The 20,690-nt window shown below is 64.3% G+C and carries 17 protein-coding genes; 7 read left to right on the forward strand and 10 right to left on the reverse strand.

Features of this window, described 5'->3' with window-relative positions; translation table 11 throughout:
- The first annotated feature begins 152 nt into the window (after positions 1–152).
- Positions 153–1,445, forward strand: coding sequence for an MFS transporter (locus C1H69_RS08935; protein WP_102653058.1), 1,293 nt, complete (start codon positions 153–155; stop codon positions 1,443–1,445).
- Positions 1,446–1,499: 54 nt separating this feature from the next.
- Here the strand turns inward: C1H69_RS08935 and C1H69_RS08940 are convergent, their stop codons facing one another.
- Positions 1,500–2,225 (reverse strand): FadR/GntR family transcriptional regulator, encoded by a 726-nt coding sequence (locus tag C1H69_RS08940; RefSeq protein WP_205738443.1) that lies wholly within the window; start codon positions 2,223–2,225, stop codon positions 1,500–1,502.
- A 155-nt stretch (positions 2,226–2,380) separates the two neighbouring features.
- On the opposite strand from C1H69_RS08940, the gene C1H69_RS08945 reads away from it, so the two are divergent.
- The 4 genes from C1H69_RS08945 to C1H69_RS08960 all read left to right on the forward strand — a co-directional run bounded on the left by C1H69_RS08945 (position 2,381) and on the right by C1H69_RS08960 (position 7,128).
- Entirely contained in the window at positions 2,381–3,265 is an 885-nt protein-coding gene (locus C1H69_RS08945) for a fumarylacetoacetate hydrolase family protein (protein WP_102653059.1), read from the forward strand.
- A 123-nt stretch (positions 3,266–3,388) separates the two neighbouring features.
- Positions 3,389–4,498 (forward strand): Bug family tripartite tricarboxylate transporter substrate binding protein, encoded by a 1,110-nt coding sequence (locus C1H69_RS08950; protein ID WP_102653060.1) that lies wholly within the window; start codon positions 3,389–3,391, stop codon positions 4,496–4,498.
- An 86-nt stretch (positions 4,499–4,584) separates the two neighbouring features.
- On the forward strand, positions 4,585–6,555 hold the full coding sequence (locus tag C1H69_RS08955; RefSeq protein WP_102653061.1) for a tripartite tricarboxylate transporter permease: 1,971 nt from the start codon (positions 4,585–4,587) through the stop codon (positions 6,553–6,555).
- Positions 6,556–6,651: 96 nt separating this feature from the next.
- Entirely contained in the window at positions 6,652–7,128 is a 477-nt protein-coding gene (locus C1H69_RS08960; RefSeq protein WP_102653062.1) for a peroxiredoxin, read from the forward strand.
- Between the two features lie 13 nt (positions 7,129–7,141).
- Here C1H69_RS08960 and C1H69_RS08965 read toward each other — a convergent pair whose 3' ends face one another.
- The 9 genes from C1H69_RS08965 to urtA all read right to left on the reverse strand — a co-directional run bounded on the left by C1H69_RS08965 (position 7,142) and on the right by urtA (position 16,087).
- Positions 7,142–7,474 (reverse strand): FmdB family zinc ribbon protein, encoded by a 333-nt coding sequence (locus C1H69_RS08965; protein WP_102653063.1) that lies wholly within the window; start codon positions 7,472–7,474, stop codon positions 7,142–7,144.
- A gap of 10 nt (positions 7,475–7,484) precedes the next feature.
- Positions 7,485–8,714: a formamidase gene (fmdA, locus tag C1H69_RS08970; protein ID WP_102653064.1), complete on the reverse strand. Its 1,230-nt coding sequence runs from the start codon at positions 8,712–8,714 to the stop codon at positions 7,485–7,487.
- Between the two features lie 142 nt (positions 8,715–8,856).
- Entirely contained in the window at positions 8,857–9,915 is a 1,059-nt protein-coding gene (locus tag C1H69_RS08975; protein WP_102653065.1) for an AAA family ATPase, read from the reverse strand.
- A 19-nt stretch (positions 9,916–9,934) separates the two neighbouring features.
- Positions 9,935–10,981 (reverse strand): aliphatic amidase, encoded by a 1,047-nt coding sequence (locus C1H69_RS08980; protein ID WP_102653066.1) that lies wholly within the window; start codon positions 10,979–10,981, stop codon positions 9,935–9,937.
- A gap of 176 nt (positions 10,982–11,157) precedes the next feature.
- Complete coding sequence (gene urtE / locus C1H69_RS08985; protein ID WP_102653067.1) at positions 11,158–11,847, reverse strand: urea ABC transporter ATP-binding subunit UrtE; 690 nt, start codon at positions 11,845–11,847, stop codon at positions 11,158–11,160.
- A gap of 14 nt (positions 11,848–11,861) precedes the next feature.
- The gene (gene urtD / locus C1H69_RS08990; protein ID WP_102653068.1) at positions 11,862–12,608 is read right to left on the reverse strand and encodes an urea ABC transporter ATP-binding protein UrtD; all 747 of its coding nucleotides are present in this window, start codon (positions 12,606–12,608) and stop codon (positions 11,862–11,864) included.
- A complete protein-coding gene (gene urtC / locus C1H69_RS08995) occupies positions 12,605–13,816 on the reverse strand; it encodes an urea ABC transporter permease subunit UrtC (RefSeq protein ID WP_102653069.1) in 1,212 nt (403 codons plus the stop codon). The genes urtD and urtC overlap by 4 nt, the downstream gene beginning before the upstream one ends.
- A gap of 15 nt (positions 13,817–13,831) precedes the next feature.
- Positions 13,832–14,752: an urea ABC transporter permease subunit UrtB gene (urtB, locus tag C1H69_RS09000; RefSeq protein WP_102653070.1), complete on the reverse strand. Its 921-nt coding sequence runs from the start codon at positions 14,750–14,752 to the stop codon at positions 13,832–13,834.
- Between the two features lie 87 nt (positions 14,753–14,839).
- A complete protein-coding gene (gene urtA / locus C1H69_RS09005; protein ID WP_102653071.1) occupies positions 14,840–16,087 on the reverse strand; it encodes an urea ABC transporter substrate-binding protein in 1,248 nt (415 codons plus the stop codon).
- A 305-nt stretch (positions 16,088–16,392) separates the two neighbouring features.
- On the opposite strand from urtA, the gene C1H69_RS09010 reads away from it, so the two are divergent.
- Both C1H69_RS09010 and C1H69_RS09015 read left to right on the forward strand, forming a co-directional pair.
- Positions 16,393–19,746: a hybrid sensor histidine kinase/response regulator gene (locus C1H69_RS09010; RefSeq protein ID WP_102653072.1), complete on the forward strand. Its 3,354-nt coding sequence runs from the start codon at positions 16,393–16,395 to the stop codon at positions 19,744–19,746.
- Positions 19,743–20,651, forward strand: coding sequence for a response regulator transcription factor (locus C1H69_RS09015; RefSeq protein ID WP_102653073.1), 909 nt, complete (start codon positions 19,743–19,745; stop codon positions 20,649–20,651). The genes C1H69_RS09010 and C1H69_RS09015 overlap by 4 nt, the downstream gene beginning before the upstream one ends.
- Positions 20,652–20,690 lie beyond the last annotated feature (39 nt).

Raw genomic sequence — 20,690 nt, forward strand, 5'->3', positions numbered from 1 at the left:
AACGCCCCGGCCACAGGAAGTGGCCGGGGCGACGTCGGCACCCCATGCCAACGCTGAGCATGCCAACTCGTTAGCCCTTTATCCATTAGCCGAGTGAATATCACGCCGGTAGTCACTAGAATCGAGGTTTTCGCTTCACTGCCGGACACGCCATGAGTACTGCCCACGCCGCCGCCCCACCCGCCGAAGAGCGGGTTGCCCTGCACCGCCAGTCCGGCTTCCTGAGTTTTCTGTCGTCGCGGCTGGCGGCGGTCTTCGCCATGCAGATCCAGGCGGTGGTGGTGGCCTGGCAGGTCTACGCCATGACTCGCGACCCGATGTCGCTGGCCTATGTCGGCCTGGCCCAGTTCCTGCCCATGGTGCTGCTGTTGCTGCCCGCCGGCGACCTGGTCGACCGCTTCCCGCGCAAGCGCATCCTGCAGCTGAGCTGGGGTGTCCAGGCACTGTGCAGCGCCCTGCTATTGGCGCTGTCGGCAACCGGCAGCGAGCGGGTTGGCGGTTTTTACGCCGTGCTGGCGCTGTTCGGCTGCGCACGCGCGTTCACCGGCCCGGCGCTGCAGAGCCTGCTGCCCAATATCGTGCCACGCTCACAGCTGGCGCAGGCCATCGCCCTGAACAGTTCGATCATGAAGGTGGCCGTCATCGGCGGCCCACTACTGGGCGGGATTCTGTATGCCGTGGGCGGTGGCAGCCTTGCCTATGCGGTATGTCTGGGCTGCTTTGTCACCGCCCTGACACTACTGCTGCCGGTACCAATCCGCTATGCCGAAACCGCCAAATCGCTGGAAGCCACCGCCTGGACGCGTTTCACTGCCGGGATCGGCTACATTCGCCGCCAGCCGATCATCCTGGGCGCCATCTCGCTCGACCTGTTTGCGGTGCTGTTGGGCGGTGTCATCGCGCTGCTGCCCATCTACGCCCAGGAAGTGCTCCACGTCGGCCCCGAGGGCCTTGGCGCCCTGCGCAGCGCCATCGCCGCCGGAGCCCTGCTGATGGGGCTCTATCTCGGCCTGCGTGGCATCAAGCGCCACGCCGGCCTGGTGATGTTCGCGGCGGTGGCGGTGTTCGGCATCGCCAACCTGGTGTTCGCCTTCTCGACGCTGTTCTGGCTGTCGTTCGCCGCCATGCTGGTGGCCGGAGCCGCCGACATGATCAGCGTCTATGTACGCATGACGCTGATCCAGTTGGCCACTCCCGACGAGATGCGCGGCCGGGTCAACGCCGTCAATATGCTGTTCATCGGCTCGAGTAACGAGTTGGGTGAATTCCGTGCCGGCAGCATGGCGGCCTGGTTCGGCGTAGTGCCGGCGGCGGTGATCGGTGGCATTGGCACCCTGGCGGTGGTCGGTGCCTGGATGCGCCTGTTCCCCGCCCTGCGACGGGTCGACCGTTTCGATGATGCGTCGGCCAGCGACCGCGGAACCGACCAGCGCCAGACAGCGTGATGGCGATAAGCGGCTGGACTACCGAGGAAATGCAAGCGCCATCGGGGGTCACTGCTACCGGCCCCGGCCAAACAGGTTTTGCTGCACCTCGCGCAGATGCTCTTCCAGCAGCGCATGGGCCGTGTCCTCGTCGCGATCGCGCAGTGCCGCGACGATGGCGCGATGCTGTGTCTCGTAGCGCTTGCGCCGTTCAGGCGTCAGTGAAATCCGCTTGAGCCTCCCCCACTCGCCTTCCTCCCGGATCAGGTTGGTCAGCTCGAGGATACGCAAGAAGAAGCTGTTGTGCGTCGCTTCGGCGAAGGCCTGGTGCAACGCCCCATCCCAGTGCTCGAATTCTTCGATGCCGGTGGAGGCCTCGGAGCGGGCGATGCACTCATCCATGCGCTCGAAATCCGACGCCGTGGCATAGCGCACGATCAGCGCTGCCATCTGCGGCTCGATCAGCAAGCGAGCTTCCATCAACTGCGCCGGGCTGGTCTGGACCGCCACCGATCGCGTGTCTGCGACCGGCGTATCGACCAAGGGAAACAGTTCAGTGACGCGCTCGGTGACGAAGGTGCCACTGCCTACCACCTGGGTGATCAGTCCCTGCTCCTTGAAGTTGCTCAACACACGCCGCACCGCACCGCGCGAGGCGGAAAATCTCTCACTGAGTTCGCGCTCGGTGGGCAGCCGATGACCCGCCGGAAAGCCGCCGGTTTCTATTTGCTGCTGGAGGTATCTGGCCAGTGATCGTGCACCGTCGGCACGCACCGCCTTACCCGGGGTCTTGTCGCTCACAGACTATCCTTCATATCGCGCCATGCAGATGACCAATGCTGGCAAATTTATACCATTTGGTCCCGCTATTCAAAAATCTTCCTTGAATTGGTACATTTCAAGTTCTACTATCGGTATTTACAGGACCAAAGCAAACCTATGGAGAACCAAGCCAGATGAAATTCGCCACGCTCCGCTCCGGCCCCGATCAGTCGCCCTTCATCGCCCTGGTGGATAGCGATGCCCAGCGTTACTGGCCACTATCGGCGCTGGTGCCTGGCTTCAACGGTGACATGCACCAGCTGGTACAGGACTGGGAAAGCCTGAAGGACAGCCTCTCCCCCAAGGGCGAGGGCCACCCTCTCGAAGAAGTACGCCTTGAAGCCCCCATACAACCACGGCGCAATATGTTCTGCGTCGGCAAGAACTACTTCGAGCACGCCGCCGAGTTCAGCCATTCGGGCTTCGACAGCAGTACCAGCTCCGACGATGTAGTACCAAAGTTTCCAATCATCTTCACCAAAGCCTATAACACCCTGATCGCCGATGGCGACGAGATCCCGCGTCACGCCAAGGTTACCGAACAGCTCGACTACGAGGCCGAGTTCGCCATCATCATCGGCAAGGGTGGACGCGGTATCGGCAAGACGGAGGCCTTCGATCACGTCTGGGGCTATACCGTGGCCAATGACGTCACCGCCCGCGACCTGCAGAAGAACCACAAGCAGTGGCACCTGGCCAAATCACTGGACGGCCTGTGCCCGATGGGTCCCTGGATCACCACCGCCGACGAGATCGACCCCAGCAATGCCAGCATCAGGTGCTGGGTCAACGGTGAACTGCGCCAGGAGGCCAACATTGGCCAACTGATCTTCGATATCCCCACCCTGATCGAAACCCTCTCGGCGGGCATCGAGCTCAAGCCCGGCGACGTGATCATCACCGGCACCCCGGTGGGAGTGGGCATCGGCTTCAGCCCGCCCAAGTTTCTGCAGACCGGCGATGTGGTTCGCGTCGAGGTCGAAGGCATGGGCGCCCTGGAGAACCGGGTCGGCCAGTAGGCCCTCTGCCGACAAGGCCCTCTCAGCGACCCGACCACGAGGTACCCATGACGAAGGGCGATCATCGCCCATCCGGTGACAGCACCAGGTTCAACAAGGTCCCAACAACGCCAGGAGCACGCCATGTTCGCTCATACAACGCTCACTCATGCATTCACACTCAAGGCTCTATCGATCGCCGTGCTGGTCGCCGCTGGCGGCAGCGTGGCAGGCCCCGCCATGTCCGACGACTTCTACGAGGGCAAGACCATCGAGATGGTCGTGCCCTTCGGTGAAGGCGGCGCCACCTATGTGGCGGCACAATTCCTCAGGCCGTTCCTTGAGAAACACCTCCCCGGCAATCCGCGCGTGGATGTGCAGACCCGCCCCGGTGGCGGTTCGATCCTCGGCGCCAACTGGTTCGAGCAGAACGCCGAGCCGGACGGTGAAACCATCCTGTTCACCACGTCATCGACCTCCAATCCCTACGTGCTGGACATGGAAGAGGTGGAATACGACCTGGCCGCCATGCGCCCGGCGTACAGCCTGCCCTTCGGTGCCGTGATCTATGTCTCGCCGAACACCGGCATCGACTCGCCTGCGGGTTTGAGAGAACCGGACATGCCACTGATCTATGGCGGGATCGCCGCTGCGGCCAGCGACTTGCCCACGCTGCTGGCTTTCGAACTGCTCGACCTCGAGATCCAGGCCGTGCTCGGCTTCGACGGACGCGGTCCGGCGCGCCTGGCTTTCGAGCGCGGCGAGACCAATATCGATTTCCAGTTCACGCCCGCCTACATGTCTCAGGTGGTCGACATGGTCGAGGCCGGCAGCGCCGTGCCGATCATGACCGGTGGCTCGGTCGGCGATGATGGCGTACTCAGCGAGCGTGACACCGCCTTTCCCGACTACCCCTCGGTCCATGAGGTCTACGAGGAGCTCTACGGCGAGGCCCCCTCGGGAGTGGAGTGGGACGCCTACCAGTCGATCGGCGCCGCCACCTTCAACTACGGCCTGACCGCCTACCTGCCGGAAGGCACACCGGACGAGATCCTCGATATCTTCGAGGAGACCATCGCTGCCATCAACGATGACCCCGAGTACCAGGAGCAGAGCATGGATGCCATCGGCGGCTACTCGCTGCTGCCCGCCTCCGAGGTCACCGAGTCACTCCGCGAGGCACTGCAGCCGTCTGACGAGGTACGCGAACATCTGCGTACCCTGCTCGCGGAAGAGTACGACGTCGATTTCTGATATCGCTGCTGCGCCGCGGCCAGCCCCACGCGTATAACGGTGGTGGTCCTGGCCGCATTTTTCTGACATCCGACAGGACGTATCTTGTGCTCGAGAACATCGCATCGGCATTGGTCATTCTCTTCGAACCCATGCGGCTGCTGGCCCTGTGCGCCGGCATGCTCGCCGGGATGATGTTCGGCATGCTGCCCGGCCTGGGCGGTGTAGCGGCGGTCTCGATTCTGCTGCCGTTCATCTATCTCATGGACAGCTACTCCGGCCTGGCCATGCTGCTGGGCGCCATCTCGGTGATCTACACCGCCGACACCATCACCTCGGTGTTGCTCGGTGCCCCGGGTTCGCCGGCATCGGCACCCACCGCCATAGAAGGCCACGCCCTGGCCAGGCAGGGCAAGGCGTCGCTGGCCCTCGGGGTGGGCTTTCTGGCATCGATGATCGGTGGGCTGTTCGGTGCGTTGATTCTCTCCGTGGCGATCCCCATCGCCGGACCGCTGGTACTGGCACTGGGCACACCGGAACTGTTCATGTTCGCCCTGGTAGGGTTGTGCTTCGCCGCCAGCATGGTCGGCAAGGACATTGCCGTGGGGCTGGCCACGGCTTGCTTCGGCATCTTGCTGGGGGTAGTGGGCGCGGCTCCCGCCGCCGCCAACTATCGCTTCACCTTCGGCCAGCCCTACCTGATGGACGGCTTGTCGCTGCCGATTGTCGCCCTTGGCCTGTTCGCCGTCGCCGAACTGATCGGCATGGTTGCCTCCGGCGGCGGCATCGCCGGAAAGCAGATGCCGCTCGGCAAGTGGGGGGAGAGCTTTCGCGAATTCTGGCGCCATCGCTGGCTGGTGGTGCGCTCATCGATCATCGGTATCTTCGGCGGTTTCGTGCCGGCGGTGGGCGCCAGCGCCTCGACCTGGATCGCCTACGGCCATGCCATAAGCTCGACCAAGGACAAGCGCCGTTTTGGCAAAGGCGAGATTCGCGGTATCGCCAGTTCGGAAGGCGCCAACAATGCCACCATCATCTCCGACCTGGTGCCGACCATGCTGTTCAGCGTGCCGGGCGGCCCAGCCGCAGCGATCTTCCTTGGTGCACTGTTCTCGTTCGGCTTCTATCCCGGCCCACGGATGGTCAGCGAGACGCCGGACCTGATGTACATGATCGTGTGGAGCGTGGCGCTCGCTTCCGTCATGGGAGCCATCATCTGCTTTGCCGTGACGCCCTACCTCGCCCGACTCACGCGCATCAACTTCTCGCTGATCGCCGCCCCGCTGCTGCTGATCATGGTCGCCGGCGCCTACCAGGGCACCCAGACCTTCGGCGATATTCTCGCCCTGCTGGTTCTCGGCATCATCGGCTGGCTGATGAAGAACGCCAATTGGCCACGGGCACCGGTACTGGTCGGTTTCGTGCTGGCCACACCGATGGAGCAGTACTTCTGGCTCACCACGCAGATCCACGGCGTCACCTGGCTGACACGCCCCGGGGTGCTGGTCATCGCCTCGCTGATCGTGATTCCCATGCTGCTCGGCCTGGTGCGCAAGCTCCGTCGGCGTCGTGCGAGCACTGCCGGGAGCCCATCCGCCGACCACTCACCGCCGGGCGACAGCGATGAGTCGCCACGGGACAGCACGATCCTGCTGATCACCGCGGGTCTGATGGTGGTGGCCTTCGCCTACGCCAGCCATGAAATGATGGGCTTTCGCAGCAATGCCCGGCTGATGCCGGCCATGGGCATCGTCCCAGGCGTGTTGCTCAGCCTGTACATCCTCGGCCGGCAGCTCTATCGCCTACGCCGGGATGGCAAGGTGATCCATCTCGACTCCCGCCAACAGTTACCGGTACTCGGAGGCATTCTCGCCTATGGCGCGGCAATGTGGCTGGTCGGCTTCAGCCTGGCCACCCCATTGTTGCTGGCCTGGCTGCTGCTGAGATGCGCGGGCATGCGCCTGGGCAGCGCAGCCCTCTACGGCCTGATCGTCTACGTGGCTGCCCAGGGGCTGTTCATCCTGATGCGTATCACCCCACCGTCGGGCACGCTGTTCACCCTGCCCATGCCGTGGTAATCGCCATGATATGCCGGCCGCCCAGCAGTGCTGGACAATGGCCGGCATTGCCGTAGGCTGATGGGTACGTTCATAGATGAGACCAAGGAGGCCTCGATGACGATCTCCACAGGCGACAAGCTCCCCGACGTCACCATCAAGACCAATGGCCCGGATGGCCCCCAGGACATCGCCACCGGCGAGCTGTTCGCCGGCAAGCGCGTAGTGCTGTTCGCCGTGCCCGGCGCCTTCACGCCGGGCTGTTCGAATACGCATATGCCCGGCTTCGTGATCAAGGCCGATGAGATATTCGCCAAGGGTATCGACACCATCGCCTGCCTGGCGGTCAACGACGCCTTCGTGATGGATGCCTGGCAGCGCTCGCAGAATGCCGAAAACATCACCATGCTCGCCGACGGCAACGCCGAGTTCACCAAGGCCATCGGCACCGAGCTGGATGCCAGCGGCGGCGGCATGGGCCTGCGCAGCAAGCGTTTCGCGTTGATCGCCAACGACGGCGTGGTCGAATACATCGGTGTCGATGCCAAGGGAGTGGACAAGAGCAGTGCCGAGACGGTGCTCGGCAAGCTCTAGGTTTTGCCCTGTCTCAATGGCTGATCATCCACGGCCGCGCCGAGGGGAACATCTTGTTGCCTTCGGCGGTGTAGAAGACCTTGGGCTTGTGCCTGGCGTGATGGCAACAGCCCTGTTCGCGCTCCGAGTCCCGGTTGCCGTGACGCGGCTCATGGGCGGCCCGCTCGTTTCGGGCCAGCGCCTGGCGCTTTTCCGGCGCCATCGCCAGCACGCTCGGGGCGACCAGGACCACCCGGGGCGACAGCAGCCCGCAGCGGGGGCAGGGGCAGGTCTCGCCAGCGGCGCTGATCGGCACCAGTTCGTGGAACAGACCGTGGTCCGCGCACTTGTAATCGTATAGCGGCATGACGCCCTCCTCATTCGTCCTTGGCCAATGGCAGATCCACGCCGCCCTGCACCATCGACGTGGGGCCGTCGGCGTTGGGCTTGATGTCGAACTCGAAGATGTCGGTGGGCAGCCATAGCGTGGCGCAGGCGTTGGGGATGTCCACCACCCCGCTGATATGCCCTTGCACCGGCGCGCAGCCGAGTAGCGAATAGGCCTGGGCCCCGCTGTAGCCGAACTTCTTGAGGTATTCGATGGCGTTGAGCACCGCCTGGCGATAGGCGATGTGCACGTCCAGATAGTGCTGCTTGCCCTCCTCGTCCACCGAGATGCCTTCGAAGATCAGGTAGTCGTCGTACTTGGGCGTGATCGGGCTGGGCTTGAAGATCGGATTCTTGATGGCGTACTTGGCCATGCCGTCCTTGATCAGGTTGACGCGCAGATGAATCCAGCCGGCCATCTCGATGGCGCCGCAGAAGGTGATCTCGCCATCGCCCTGGCTGAAGTGCAGGTCGCCCACCGAGAGGCCGCCGTCCTTGACGTAGACCGGGAAATAGACCTTGGCACCCCGCGACAGATCCTTGATATCGCAGTTGCCGCCATGTTCGCGGGGTGGCACGGTACGCGCGCCCTCGGCGGCGGCGCGCGCCTTGGCGTCACCGCCCAGCTTGCCCATGTGCGCGGTATCGGCATGGGGCAAGGTGGCCAGGGCGGGTACCCGCTCAGGGTCGGTGTCGTAGAGGGCCTTCTCGCGGCCGTTCCACTCATCGAGCATCGCCTTGGAGGGCAGGCAACCGATCAGCCCCGGATGGATCAGCCCAGCGAACTCCACCCCGGGAATATGCCGGGACTTGGTGAACATGCCGTTGAAGTCCCAGATCGACTTCTGCGCCTCGGGGAAGTGCTCGGTGAGAAAGCCGCCGCCGTTCTGCTTGGAGAAGAAGCCGTTGAAGCCCCACTGACTCTCCTCGAAGGTGCCGATGTCGAGGATGTCCACCACCAGCAGGTCGCCGGGTTCGGCGCCCTCCACTCCCACGGGGCCGGACAGGAAGTGCACCTGGGTGAGGTCGACGTCGCGCACGTCGGCGGCGCTGTCGTCATTGTGGATCTGGCCCCCGGTCCAGTCGTGGCACTCGACGATGAAGTCGTCGCCGGGCTTGACCATGGCCGCCATGGGGATGTCCGGATGCCAGCGGTTATGAACCTTCTCGTTCTCGTAGGGCGATTTGCTCAGATCGATCTTGATGATGGTATCGGCCATGGTCTGGATTCCTCGTGTTCCGTTCATTCGATGGGCAATGGCGCAGTCGGACCGCCGGCGGGACAGAAACGCGTTGCGTCATGTCCCACTATCGATAAGCGTAGAAGCCGCCGCCATTGGCGAAAACACCACCGCGACTACGTCATTCGACGTATTGCCCGGCATCGTCGGGACATACCTCCAGCACGCCGTCGAGCCGCCGGGCCAGGAAGTGGAACTCAGCGGGGGACGCGAGCAGCGCTCGGGCCAATGCCGGTTCCAGCTCGGCGCGCAGGCGACGCGACAGGTCCCGGGCACCGAAGCGAACGTCGTGCGTCCGGCATAGGTGGCGGCGGACATCGTCATCCAGTTCCAGATGGGCACCGCAGCGATCCAGGCGGCGATTGAGCTTGCCCAGTTCGATCTCCAGCAAGGTGGACAGCCAGCGACCGTCGAGACGACGAAACGCCAGGATGCGATCGATACGATTGAGGAACTCCGGGTCGAAACGCCGATGCAGCGCCTGCTCCAGCACCGCATCCTCCCCGCGCGGAGCGAGGCGCAGCCAGCGCCGCCAGCCATGCCGGAAGCGCTCGCGGTAGGCGGCGACGTCGCCGGCACCGACGTTGCTGGTCATGAAGATCAGCGTGTTGCGGAAGTCGATCCGGCGGGTACCGCCGGAAAGGACGAGCTGGCCGTTGTCCAGCACGTTGAGCAGCGAACGCACCACCTCGGGGCTGGCCTTCTCCAGTTCGTCGAACAGCACCAGCCCCGGCTTGCCGAAGCTGCCCTGAATGGCCTCGACGTCGAACAGCGTGTGGCCCTCCTTGCTGCCCACATAACCCGGTGGCGCGCCGGTCAGGGCAGCGGCGTAATGCTCCTGAGCCAGGGTGTTCATGTCGATGCGGCACAACGCGTCGGCACTGCCGTGAATGGCCTGGGCGAGCAGGCGCACGGTTTCCGTCTTGCCGACGCCGGTGGGCCCGATGAACAGGTGCACCGCCAGCGGCCGCTGCTCCGCGCCGATGTCGGCCTTGACCACCTGCAGCATGGCCTCCATGGCGTCCAATACCGCGTCCTGGCCGACGATGCGCTCGCGCAGCAGGACCATTACCCGCTCCGGCTCGAACAGGAAGCGCGACACCCGTTCCGCGACCAGCGAGTGGCGCTCGCCGGCGAGTTGCCGCCGCTGCTCCGCCAGCCGGTCATTGATGAATGGCATGGCCCGCTCCTCGCTGGTTTCAGCCGCCGGCAGCCCGCTCCCTGCCCTCGACCGGCAATTCGCCCACCGGACATTGCGCCACGCCGACGGTGCCACGGGTCAGCGCCTCGACGTTCTCCTGCGCCTTCTGCGCATCCATCACCCAGGTGCGGTAGAACTCGAAGGGACAGTCGGCGATGCCCTTGTCGCCGTCGCCGGAGGCGTGCACACCGGTGTAGCCACGATGCAGCAGCTTGAACAGGTGGTTCTGGGACTGGTCGTTGGCGCGGGCGTCGCGGATCTGGCTGATGGAGAGCTGGGCGTACTGGATACCCATCTCCTCCTCGCCGCATTCGCCCAGGGTACGGCCGTCGAAGCCGATGATCGCCGAGTGGCCGAAATAGCTGTAGACGCCATCGAAACCGGCGGCATTGGCCACCGCCACGTAGCAGTTGTTGGCCCAGGCCATGGTCTTGGCCATCAGCACCTGCTGCTCCTTGGCCGGATACATGTAGCCCTGGCAGCGCACGATCAGCTCGGCACCCTTCATCGCGCAGTCGCGCCAGATCTCCGGGTAGTTGCCATCGTCGCAGATGATCAGACTGATCTTCATGCCCTTGGGCCCGTCGCTGACATGGGTGGTATCGCCGGGATACCAGCCCTCGATGGGGCACCAGGGAATGCACTTGCGGTATTTCTGTTTCACCTGCCCGTGGTTGTCGATCAGTACCAGCGTGTTGTAGGGCGCCTTGCGCGGGTGTTCCTCGTGACGCTCGCCGGTGAGCGAGAACACGCCCCAGGTGTTCGCCTCCCGGCAGGCGGCGGCGAAGATGGCGGTCTCGTCGCCGGGCACGGTGGCGGCGGTGGCCATCATCTCGTCGTGGTCGTACATGATGCCCATGGTGCTGTATTCGGGGAACACCACCAGGTCCATGCCCGGCAGGCCCACCTTCATGCCCTTGATCATCTCGGCGATGTCGCGGGCATTGGCCAGCACCTCGTCGCGGGTATGCAGGCGCGGCATCTTGTAGTTGACCACCGCGACGCCCACGGTGTCGTCGCTGCTGGAAATATCGCCATGACGCATGTTGCACTCCTTCAGGATCGATGACTTTCAGGGTCGATTACTGGGAAAGGCGACCGTCATGAGCGAAGACGAGGCAAGGCGAAATGAAACGCAAAAGCGGAGTTTACTGGAGTAAATGAGCATTTTAAGTTTCATTTCAACACAGCATCGTCGAGCGCAGTAGGTCGCAGACACTCTCAGACCGCCAGGTAACTGGCAATCTTCTCCTGATTGGCGCTCTTGCCCTCCTCCTCGTGGATGATCTTGCCCTTCTCGATCACCGCCAGACGGTCGGCGATCGCCATGGTGAAGCTGAGCACCTGCTCCGACACCACGATGGCGATCTTCTTCATCCGGCGAATCTCGTTGAGGGTGTGGGCGATGTCCTTGATGATGGAGGGCTGGATGCCTTCGGTCGGCTCATCCAGCAGCAGTACCTTGGGCTCGGACACCAGCGCCCTGGCAATGGCCAGTTGTTGCTGCTGCCCCCCGGAGAGATTGCCGCCCTTGCGCTTGCGCATCTCGCGCAGCACCGGGAAGAGATCGAATATCTCGTCCGGCACCTTGCTGGTCTTCAGCGTTTCCAGACCCGACTCGATGTTCTCCATCACTGTCAGGTTGGGGAAGATCATCCGTCCTTGCGGAACGTAGGCCAGGCCCGCCGCCACCCGCTCGTGGCTGGGCAGGTTGCCCACCTCGCGGCCATCGAGCACGATGCTGCCCGAACTGCCCGGGAGGATGCCGATCAACGACTTGAACAGGGTGGTCTTGCCCATGCCGTTGCGCCCCATGATCGCCAGTGTCTCGTCCTTGGCGGTGACGAAGTCGATGCCATGAATGACCTCGCTCTGGCCGTAGCTCACCCGTAGATCCTTGACTTCCAGCATGACGGTAGCCTCCCTCAATGGCCCAGGTAGACGTCGATGACGCGCTTGTCCTGCTGGAGCGCGTCCATCGAACCCTCGGCAAGGATTTTCCCCTGGTGCAGCACGGTCACCTTGCCGCCCAGGGACTTCACGAACTCCATGTCATGCTCGATCACCACCACCGAGCGGCCCTTGGCGATGGCCTTGAGCAGTTCCGCCGTCTCCAGGCGCTCGCTCAGGCTCATCCCCGCCACCGGTTCGTCGAGCAGCAACAGCTCGGGGTCCTGGATCAGCAGCATGCCGATCTCCAGCCATTGCTTCTGGCCATGGCTCAGCAACCCGGCTTCCTGTTCCAGCTTGTCGTCGAGCTGGATCTCCCGTGCCACCTGGTGGATACGCTGTATGACCTCCTCATCGCGCTTGAAAGCCAGCGCGCCGAACACGCCACGCCCCCGTGGATAGGAGGCCTCGAGGTTGTCGAATACCGTCAGCCCTTCGTAGATCGAGGGGTTCTGGAACTTGCGACCCACGCCCTCCCAGACGATGCGGTGCTCGCTCATGCGGGTCAGCTCCTTGCCCTTGAACTTGATCGAGCCCTCGGTGGCGCGGGTCTTGCCGCAGATCAGGTCGAGCAAGGTGGTCTTGCCGGCCCCGTTGGGGCCGATCACCACGCGCATCTCGTTCTTGTCCATGTAGAAGGCCAGGCCCTCGATGGCCTTGAAGCCATCGAAGGAGACGGTGAGGTCCTCGATTGACAGCAGAAAGTCGGTATTCGAGCTCATGGCCGGCCCTCCGTGACACTGTCATGAGGCAGCGCGGACCCGGCCTTCGCGGTGGCGTCGCGACGGGCCCCTGGCACGACTGAAGCGGCCGGTGGCGTCGGTGTGTCTCCGGGGTGACGCGAGCCTTTCAGCTTGGCGACGGCGCGCTTGCCGTAGCGCTGGTAGACGCTGGCCAGCCCGTAGGGCAGCACCAGCACCACCAGGATGAACACCGCGCCGATCATCACCTGCCAAAGTTGCGGATAGGCCTCGGCGAACATCGTCTTGGCGTAGCTGACCAGCAGCGCGCCATACACCCCGCCGAGCAGCGACAGGCGCCCACCCACGGCGGCGAAGATGACGAACTCGATGGAGGGCACGATGCCGACGAAGGAGGGCGACATGAAGCCGACCTGCAGGGTGAACATGGCACCGCCGATCCCCGACATGAAGGCCGCCAGACAGAAGATGAAGACCTTGAAATTGGCCACGTCGTAGCCGGAGAAACGCACCCGGTCCTCGCGGTCGCGCAGCGCGGTGAGAATGCGCCCGTACTTGCCGTTGAGCACCCAGCGTCCGAGCAGCACGCAGCCGATCAGCAGCGTCGCGTTGAGGTAGTAGAGCAGGTACTGGGCGCTGTCGTCGCGGATGTCCCAGCCCTTCAGCGTACGCAGGTCGGTGATGCCGTTGATGCCGCCGGTATAGCCCTGCTGGCCGACGATGAGGATGGTCAGCACCACCGCCAGCGCCTGGGTGATGATGGCGAAATAGACGCCGCTGACGCGGCGCTTGAACATCGCGTAGCCGATCACGAAGGCGAAGGCGGCGGGCAATACCAATACGGCAATGATGGTAAAGGTGAGGCTGTTGAACGGCACCCAGAACCACGGCAGTTCGGTGATACGGTTCCAGTCCATGAAGTCGGGAATGCCCGGGGTGGTCTGGATACGGGTGCTCTCGGGATCGGAGGCTTCGAGCTTGAGGAACATCGCCATGGCGTAACCGCCGACACCGAAGAAGATCCCCTGACCGAGGCTGAGGATGCCACCGTAGCCCCAGCACAGCACCAGCCCGACGGCGACGAAGGCGTAGGTGAGATAGCGTCCGGCCAGATTCAGCCGGTAGAGGTCGAGCATCGCTGGCATCACGATCATCAGGATCGCCGCCAGGATCAGGATGCCGGCCAGGCCGCCGTGGCGGCCGTGGAGAAAACCGGGAAGCTTGATCATTTCAATTGTGCTCCTTCAGCGGCGAACCTTGCTGGCCACCAACCCTTCCGGGCGCAGCAGCAGGATGCCGATCACCGTCAGCAGGGTGAGGACCTTGGCCATCGAACCACCCATGAAGAACTCCATGATCGACTGGGCCTGGGCGATGGAGAAGGCCGAGGCGATGGTGCCGACCAGACTGCCCGCGCCGCCGAAGACCACCACCAGGAAGGTGTCGACGATGTACAGCGAACCGCTGGTCGGCCCGGTGGAGGAGATGGTGGTGAACGCCGCCCCGGCGATGCCGGCGATGCCGCAACCGATGGCGAAGGTCATGCGATCGACACGCTTGGTGTTGATGCCCACCGCACCGCTCATCTCGCGGTTGGCGGTGGTGCAGCGCACCCGCAGCCCCCAGCGCGAGCGATAGAGGAACCACCACACCGCGACGGTGACCAGTACGGTGAGCAGCATGATCGCCAGGCCGTTGAGCGGAATGTCGATCATCATCGTCGGGCGATAGGAGCCGCGCAGCCAATCCGGCACCGGTACGCTCACCTCACGAGCGCCGAAGGCCGAGCGAAAGCCCTGCTGCATGATCAGCGCCAACCCCCAGGTGGCCAGCAGGGTGTCCAACGGCCGATGGTAGAGGTGGCGGATCAATAGCCACTCGATGAAATAACCGACCACGAAGGCGGCCAGGAACGCCACCGGGATGGCCAGGAATACCGAAACGTCCAATCCCCCCGGCAGATGGCGCAGGGCACTGGTGAGCAGGTAGGTGGCATAGGCACCGATGACCATGAACTCCCCGTGAGCCATGTTGATGACCCGCATCTGGCCGTAGATGATCGCCAGACCCAGCGCCATCAACAGCAGCACGCTGAAGAAGCTCAACCCGGCGAAGCCCTGCATGACGAAGATGGCGGTTAGGTCTTGTGCGCTGAATCCACCCATGGTGGCTTCCCCCTGTAGCAGACAGCGTTGAGCGGAACGTCGTGGTGGGCCGTGGCGGCATCGCGCCGCCACGGCCAGGGGTGGGGCTTACTGATAGCCTTCCGGGAACGGGTTGGGCTCGATCAGATCGGACTCCCAGACCACCGTGGCCTGGCCATCGCCGTTCCAGCGCCCGATGCGGGTCTGGCTCCACAGGTGGCGGTTCGGGTGCACCTTGACGTAGCCTTCGGGCGCCGTGGTCAGCTCGATGTCGGCCATGGCGGCGGAGACCGCATCGACGTCGAAGCTGCCGGCCTTCTCCACGCCGGCCTTCCACAGCCAGGGGCCGAGATAGGCGGCCTGGGTCACGTCGCCGATCACGCTATCCTCGCCCCAGCGCTCCTTGAAGGCTGCGACGAAGGCGGCGTTGTTGTCGTTGTCGAGGCTCTGGAAATACTTCATCGAGGAGTAGAAGCCCTCGACGTTCTCGCCGCCGATCCCCAGCACTTCGTCCTCGGTGACGGAGATGGTCAGCAGCGTCTGGTTCTCGGCGTTGATACCGGCGGCATTGAGCTGGCGGAACCACGCCACGTTGCTGCCGCCGACCACGGCGGCGAAGATCACGTCGGGATTGCGCAGCCGGATGCGGTTGATGTTGGAACCGAAGGAAGTGTGGCCGAGAGGCGCGTAGTCCTCGCCCAGCACCTCGCCGCCGAGCACGTCCTCGATGTGGATACGCGCGATCTTCATCGACGTGCGCGGCCAGATGTAGTCCGAGCCGATCAGGTAGAAGGTGCGGGCGCCCTGCTCGTTCCATGCCCAGTCGATGCCGGCAAGGATCTGCTGGGTGGCTTCCTGGCCCGTGTAGATGACGTTGGGCGACTCCTCGAGTCCTTCATAGAAGGTCGGGTAGTAGAGCAGGCCGTTCTCGCGCTCCAGCACCGGCAGCATTGCCTTGCGCGAAGCGGACGTCCAGGCGCCGAAGATCGCCGCCACGTTGTCCTGGGTCAGCAGCTTGCGGGTACGGTCGGCGAAGGTCGGCCAGTCGCTGGCGCCATCCTCGATGATCGGCTCGATCTGGCGCCCCAGCACCCCGCCCTGGGCATTGATCTGCTCGATGGCCAGCTGCTCCGCTTCCACCGAGCCGGTCTCGCTGATCGCCATGGTACCGGTCAGCGAGTGCAGGATACCGACCCTCACCGTGTCGTCGGTGACCGCCAGGCCGGTGGTATTGACCTCCTCGGTGGATGGATTGGCGAACACGGAAGTGGATAGCGCCAGCGCCAACGGTAGCGCCGCCAGCCCCGCCAGTAAATGACGGCGCCGCCGCGATGTGGTGTCTTTGGTTGTTTTCATGTCGGTCCCCAGGTCAGCGAAGTGGGTTGTATGAGTCCCTCGCCGATCAAGTATGGGAACCCCGCCGCCAGGCGCCCATGCGGGGAATACTCCATGGCACTACGTCATTTGACGCATATCGTCCCGGCGACCCGGCACATAGGCTGCGATAGAGTCCAATGGCTTCCGCCACCCTTTCCGCTTACTTTTAGCGTGAGCAGTCGTCCGCGTGATGCGACGCAAGCGACGGCACACGCGACGAAAGGGCAAACAACAAGACGCCATGTGCAGGGTACCCCCCAGCGCACAGCAATGGACGGGCAAGCATGACGATTCAGCAGCGGATCTTTCGCGTTAGGCGCAACTACAACAAGTGGGTCGCCAACCAGACACTGGAAGACTTCGCGCTGCGCTTCACCGCCAAGTCGGCGCGCCGCTGGTCCGCCAGCCGGGTCGCGCTCACCGCCCTGGGTGCCATCTCCTTCCTCGCCCTGGAAGCCATCGGCGGGGCCATGACCCTCAACTACGGCTTCACCAACGCGGTCGTGGCGATCCTCGTGGTGAGCCTGACGATATTCCTGCTCGGCGTGCCGGTGAGCTACTATGCCGCCCGCTACGGCGTCGACATCGACCTGCTCACGCGTGGCGCCGGCTTCGGTTACCTGGGTTCCACGCTGACCTCGCTGATCTACGCCACCTTCACCTTCATCTTCTTCGCCCTCGAAGCGGCGATCATGGCCCTGGCACTGGAAGTGCTGTTCGGCATTCCCCTCACGCTGGGCTATGTGATCAGCTCGCTGGTGGTGATCCCCATCGTCACCCATGGCATCACCTACATCAGCCGCTTCCAGGTCTGGACCCAACCGCTGTGGATCATCCTGCAGCTGGCTCCTTTCGTGTTCATCCTGTTCCAGGACCCCGAATCGCTGGGGCGCTGGTCGGACTTCGACGGCCTCGACAACCCGGGGGGCGGCTTCGACCTGCTGCTGTTCGGTGCCGGGGCGACGGTGATGTTCGCGCTGGTGGCGCAGATCGGCGAGCAGGTGGACTTCCTGCGCTTCCTGCCCGAGCCCACCCCAGGCAAACGGCTGCGCTGGTGGCTGGCGATGCTGGCCGGCGGGCCCGGCTGGGTCATCGTCGGCGCCATCAAGACTCTGGCCGGCTCGTTCCTGGCGGTACTGGCCTTCTCCCACGGGCTGTCGCGAGGCGAGGCCCAGGAGCCAATGCACATGTACCTGGTGGCCTTCGGCCACATCACCACCCATCCCGCCACGCTGATGGCCCTGGCCGGCATCTTCGTGGTGCTCTCCCAGCTCAAGATCAACGTCACCAACGCCTACGCCGGTTCCATCGCCTGGTCGAACTTCTTCTCGCGCCTCACCCACAGCCACCCCGGCCGCGTGGTGTGGCTGGTGTTCAACGTGATGATCGCCCTGGTGCTGATGGAGATCGGCATCTACCGGGCCTTCGAGGCCATCCTCGGCAGCTACTCGATGGTGGCGATGGCCTGGATCGGTGCCCTGGTGGCCGACCTGGTGATCAACAAGCCGCTGGGCTTGAGCCCCAAGCACATCGAGTTCAAGCGCGCCTACCTCTATGACCTCAACCCGGTGGGCTTCGGCTCCGTTCTGCTGGCCACCGGCGTGGCGCTGGCGGCGCGTTTCGGTCTGTGGGGCGAAGCACCGGCGGCACTGGCCTCCTTCCTGGCGCTGCTCACCGCCTTCATCGCCGCCCCGGCCATCGCCCTGTACACCCGTGGTCGCTACTACATCGCCCGTACCCCGGAACCGGCCACCGCCACCCGGGGCCGCCCCTGCTGTATCTGCGAGCACCACTTCGACGACGAAGACATGGCCTTCTGCCCCGCCTACAACAGCCCGATCTGTTCGCTATGCTGCTCCCTGGACGCACGCTGCAACGACGCCTGCAAGCAGCACGCCGGCTTCCAGCAACAGCTCATCGACTGGCTGGGCGCGATCCTGCCGGAGCGCGCGCTCAAGCACCTCAATTCGCGCATGGGCCATTTCCTCGGACTGCTGATCCTGATCAGCCTGGTGATCGCGGGCTTTCTGGTACTGGTCTTCTATCAGCTTCCCGACCTGGGCCCGGAAATGCGCGAGCTGATGGCTACCACGCTGGCCAAGATCTTCGCCATCCTGGCGATCATCAGCGGCGTGGTGGCCTGGCTGTTCGTACTCGCCCATGAAAGCCGAGTGGTCGCCCAGGAAGAGTCCCACCGCCAGACGCGCATGCTGATGGCGGAGATCGAGGCCCACGAGAAGACCGACCTTGCCCTGCAACAAGCCAAGGAACTGGCGGAAGCCGCCAACCAGGCGAAAAGCCGCTACCTCACCGGACTCAGCCACGAGCTGCGCTCACCGCTGAACGCCGCCTTCGGCTATGCCCAACTGCTGGAGCACGACCCGAACATCCCCGAGAATCGCCGCGAGGCGGTGGCCGCCATTCGCCGCAGCACCGAACACCTTTCCGACCTCATCGAAGGTCTGCTGGAAATCTCCAAGATCGAGGCCGGGCGGCTGGAGCTCTACCGCAACCGGGTCCGGGTCAGCGCCCTGATCGACGAACTGGTGGTCATGTTCCGCCTGCAGGCGCAGGAAAAGGGCATCGACTTCGTCTTCCACAGTCAAGGGCGTATTCCGGAATGGGTCACCACCGACGAGAAGCGACTGCGCCAGATCCTCATCAATCTGCTCTCCAACGCCATCAAGTTCACCAACCAGGGACGCGTGACGCTGAACTTCCGCTATCGCAACCAGGTGGCCGAATTCACCATCCGCGATACCGGCGTCGGCATCGACGAGGAAGACATGCAGCGCATCTTTCGTCCCTTCGAACGGGTGCGCAAACCGGGCGTGCCGGCGGTGCACGGTACCGGCCTGGGGCTGACCATCACCAAGCTGCTGACCGACATCATGGGCGGCGATCTTCAAGTCAGCAGCCACCCCGGCATGGGCAGCGAATTCCGCCTCTCGGTGATGCTCTCCAGCGCCCCCCGAGGAGAACCCGAACGCACGCCGGACCACCCCGTCGACGGCTACCTGGGTGACCGTCGCACGCTGTTGGTCGTCGACGACGACCCCTCGCACCGGGGGCTGATCAGCGACATGCTCACCCCGCTGGGCTTCCAGGTCATCGAAGCGCCCGACGGCCAGACCGGCCTCGTCCTGGCACGCCAGAACGCCCCGGACCTGGTGCTGATGGACGTGGCCATGCCAGGGTTGGACGGCTGGCAGACCGCCCGCCGTCTGCGCCAGCAGGGCTATCGCGGCCCGCTGGTGATGTTCTCGGCCAGCGCCCGGGAGAGCCAGGTGGACGCCCTGGCCGGCGGCCTGCACGACGACTACCTGATCAAGCCGTTCAAGCTGGGCACCCTGCTCGACACCCTGGCCAGGCAGCTCAAGCTGAACTGGTTGCACCACAGCGAGCCATGCGCCGACACGACCGACCGCATACCACTGAAAGCGCTGGAACTGAACGGCGCACTGCGCGACGAACTGGTCGCACTGGCCGAGATCGGCCACCTGCGCGGCCTGCGCGACAGCCTGCGGCGAGCGCGCCGCAGCGGGGAGATAGCCACGCCCCTGGCGGACTCTCTGGAAAGTGCGCTGAGCCGTTTCGATTTCCATCGACTGATACGACTGCTGGAGGCTCCCCCATGACCGTCGCCACCCGCAAGGACCTGATTCTGGTGGTGGACGATTCCCCGGATTCCCTGGGTATGATCCACCACGCCCTGGATCAGGCCGGACTCACCGCCCTGATCGCCCTGGAAGGCACCCAGGCGCTCGACATCGCCGAGAAGATGGTTCCCGACCTGATCCTCATGGATGCCGTGATGCCCCACATGGACGGCTTCGAAACCTGCCGACGACTCAAGAGCCGCCCGGACCTGGCGGCCGTACCGGTGATCTTCATGACCGGGCTCTGCGATGCCGAGGATGTGATACGCGGCCTGGAAGCCGGTGGCGTGGACTATGTCACCAAGCCGGTACGCACCGACGAACTGATCGCCCGCATTCGCGTGCACCTCAACAACGCCCGCCTGACCCAAAGCGCCCACACCGCCCTGGACCGCCTCGGCCAGGCGTCATTCTCCACCGACGACCAGGGCCACTGGCGCTGGGCCACCCCTCAGGCGGAACAGTGGCTGGGCGGTGACGACGAACGGCGCCCCGAGCGCCTGGACAACCTGGCGGACTACATCCAACGCTGGTTGAAACGACAACCCCAGCCCGGCGATCAGTTGGCTCTCAACCTGCCACCCAGCGAACTGCGCCTGCGCTACCTCGGGGAATCCACCCCCGGCGAACACCTGTTCCGCCTGCTGCACCGCGACGGCGACGACGAAAGCCGGCTGCTCCAGACTCAACTACGCCTCACCCGTCGCGAGGCGCAGGTGCTGCTGTGGATCGCCCAGGGCAAGACCAACCGCGAGATCGGCCAGATCCTCGACCTCAGCCCACGCACCGTCAACAAGCACCTGGAACAGGTCTTCCGCAAGCTCGGCGTGGAAAACCGCACCGCCGCCGCCGCCATGGCGCTGCAGTGCCTCACCACCGCCTGAACGCTACTCATGGGACAGTGTCGTGGACTGGAACGCACC

It is taken from the genome of Billgrantia endophytica (assembly GCF_002879615.1).
Taxonomy (GTDB): Bacteria; Pseudomonadota; Gammaproteobacteria; order Pseudomonadales; family Halomonadaceae; genus Halomonas; species Halomonas endophytica.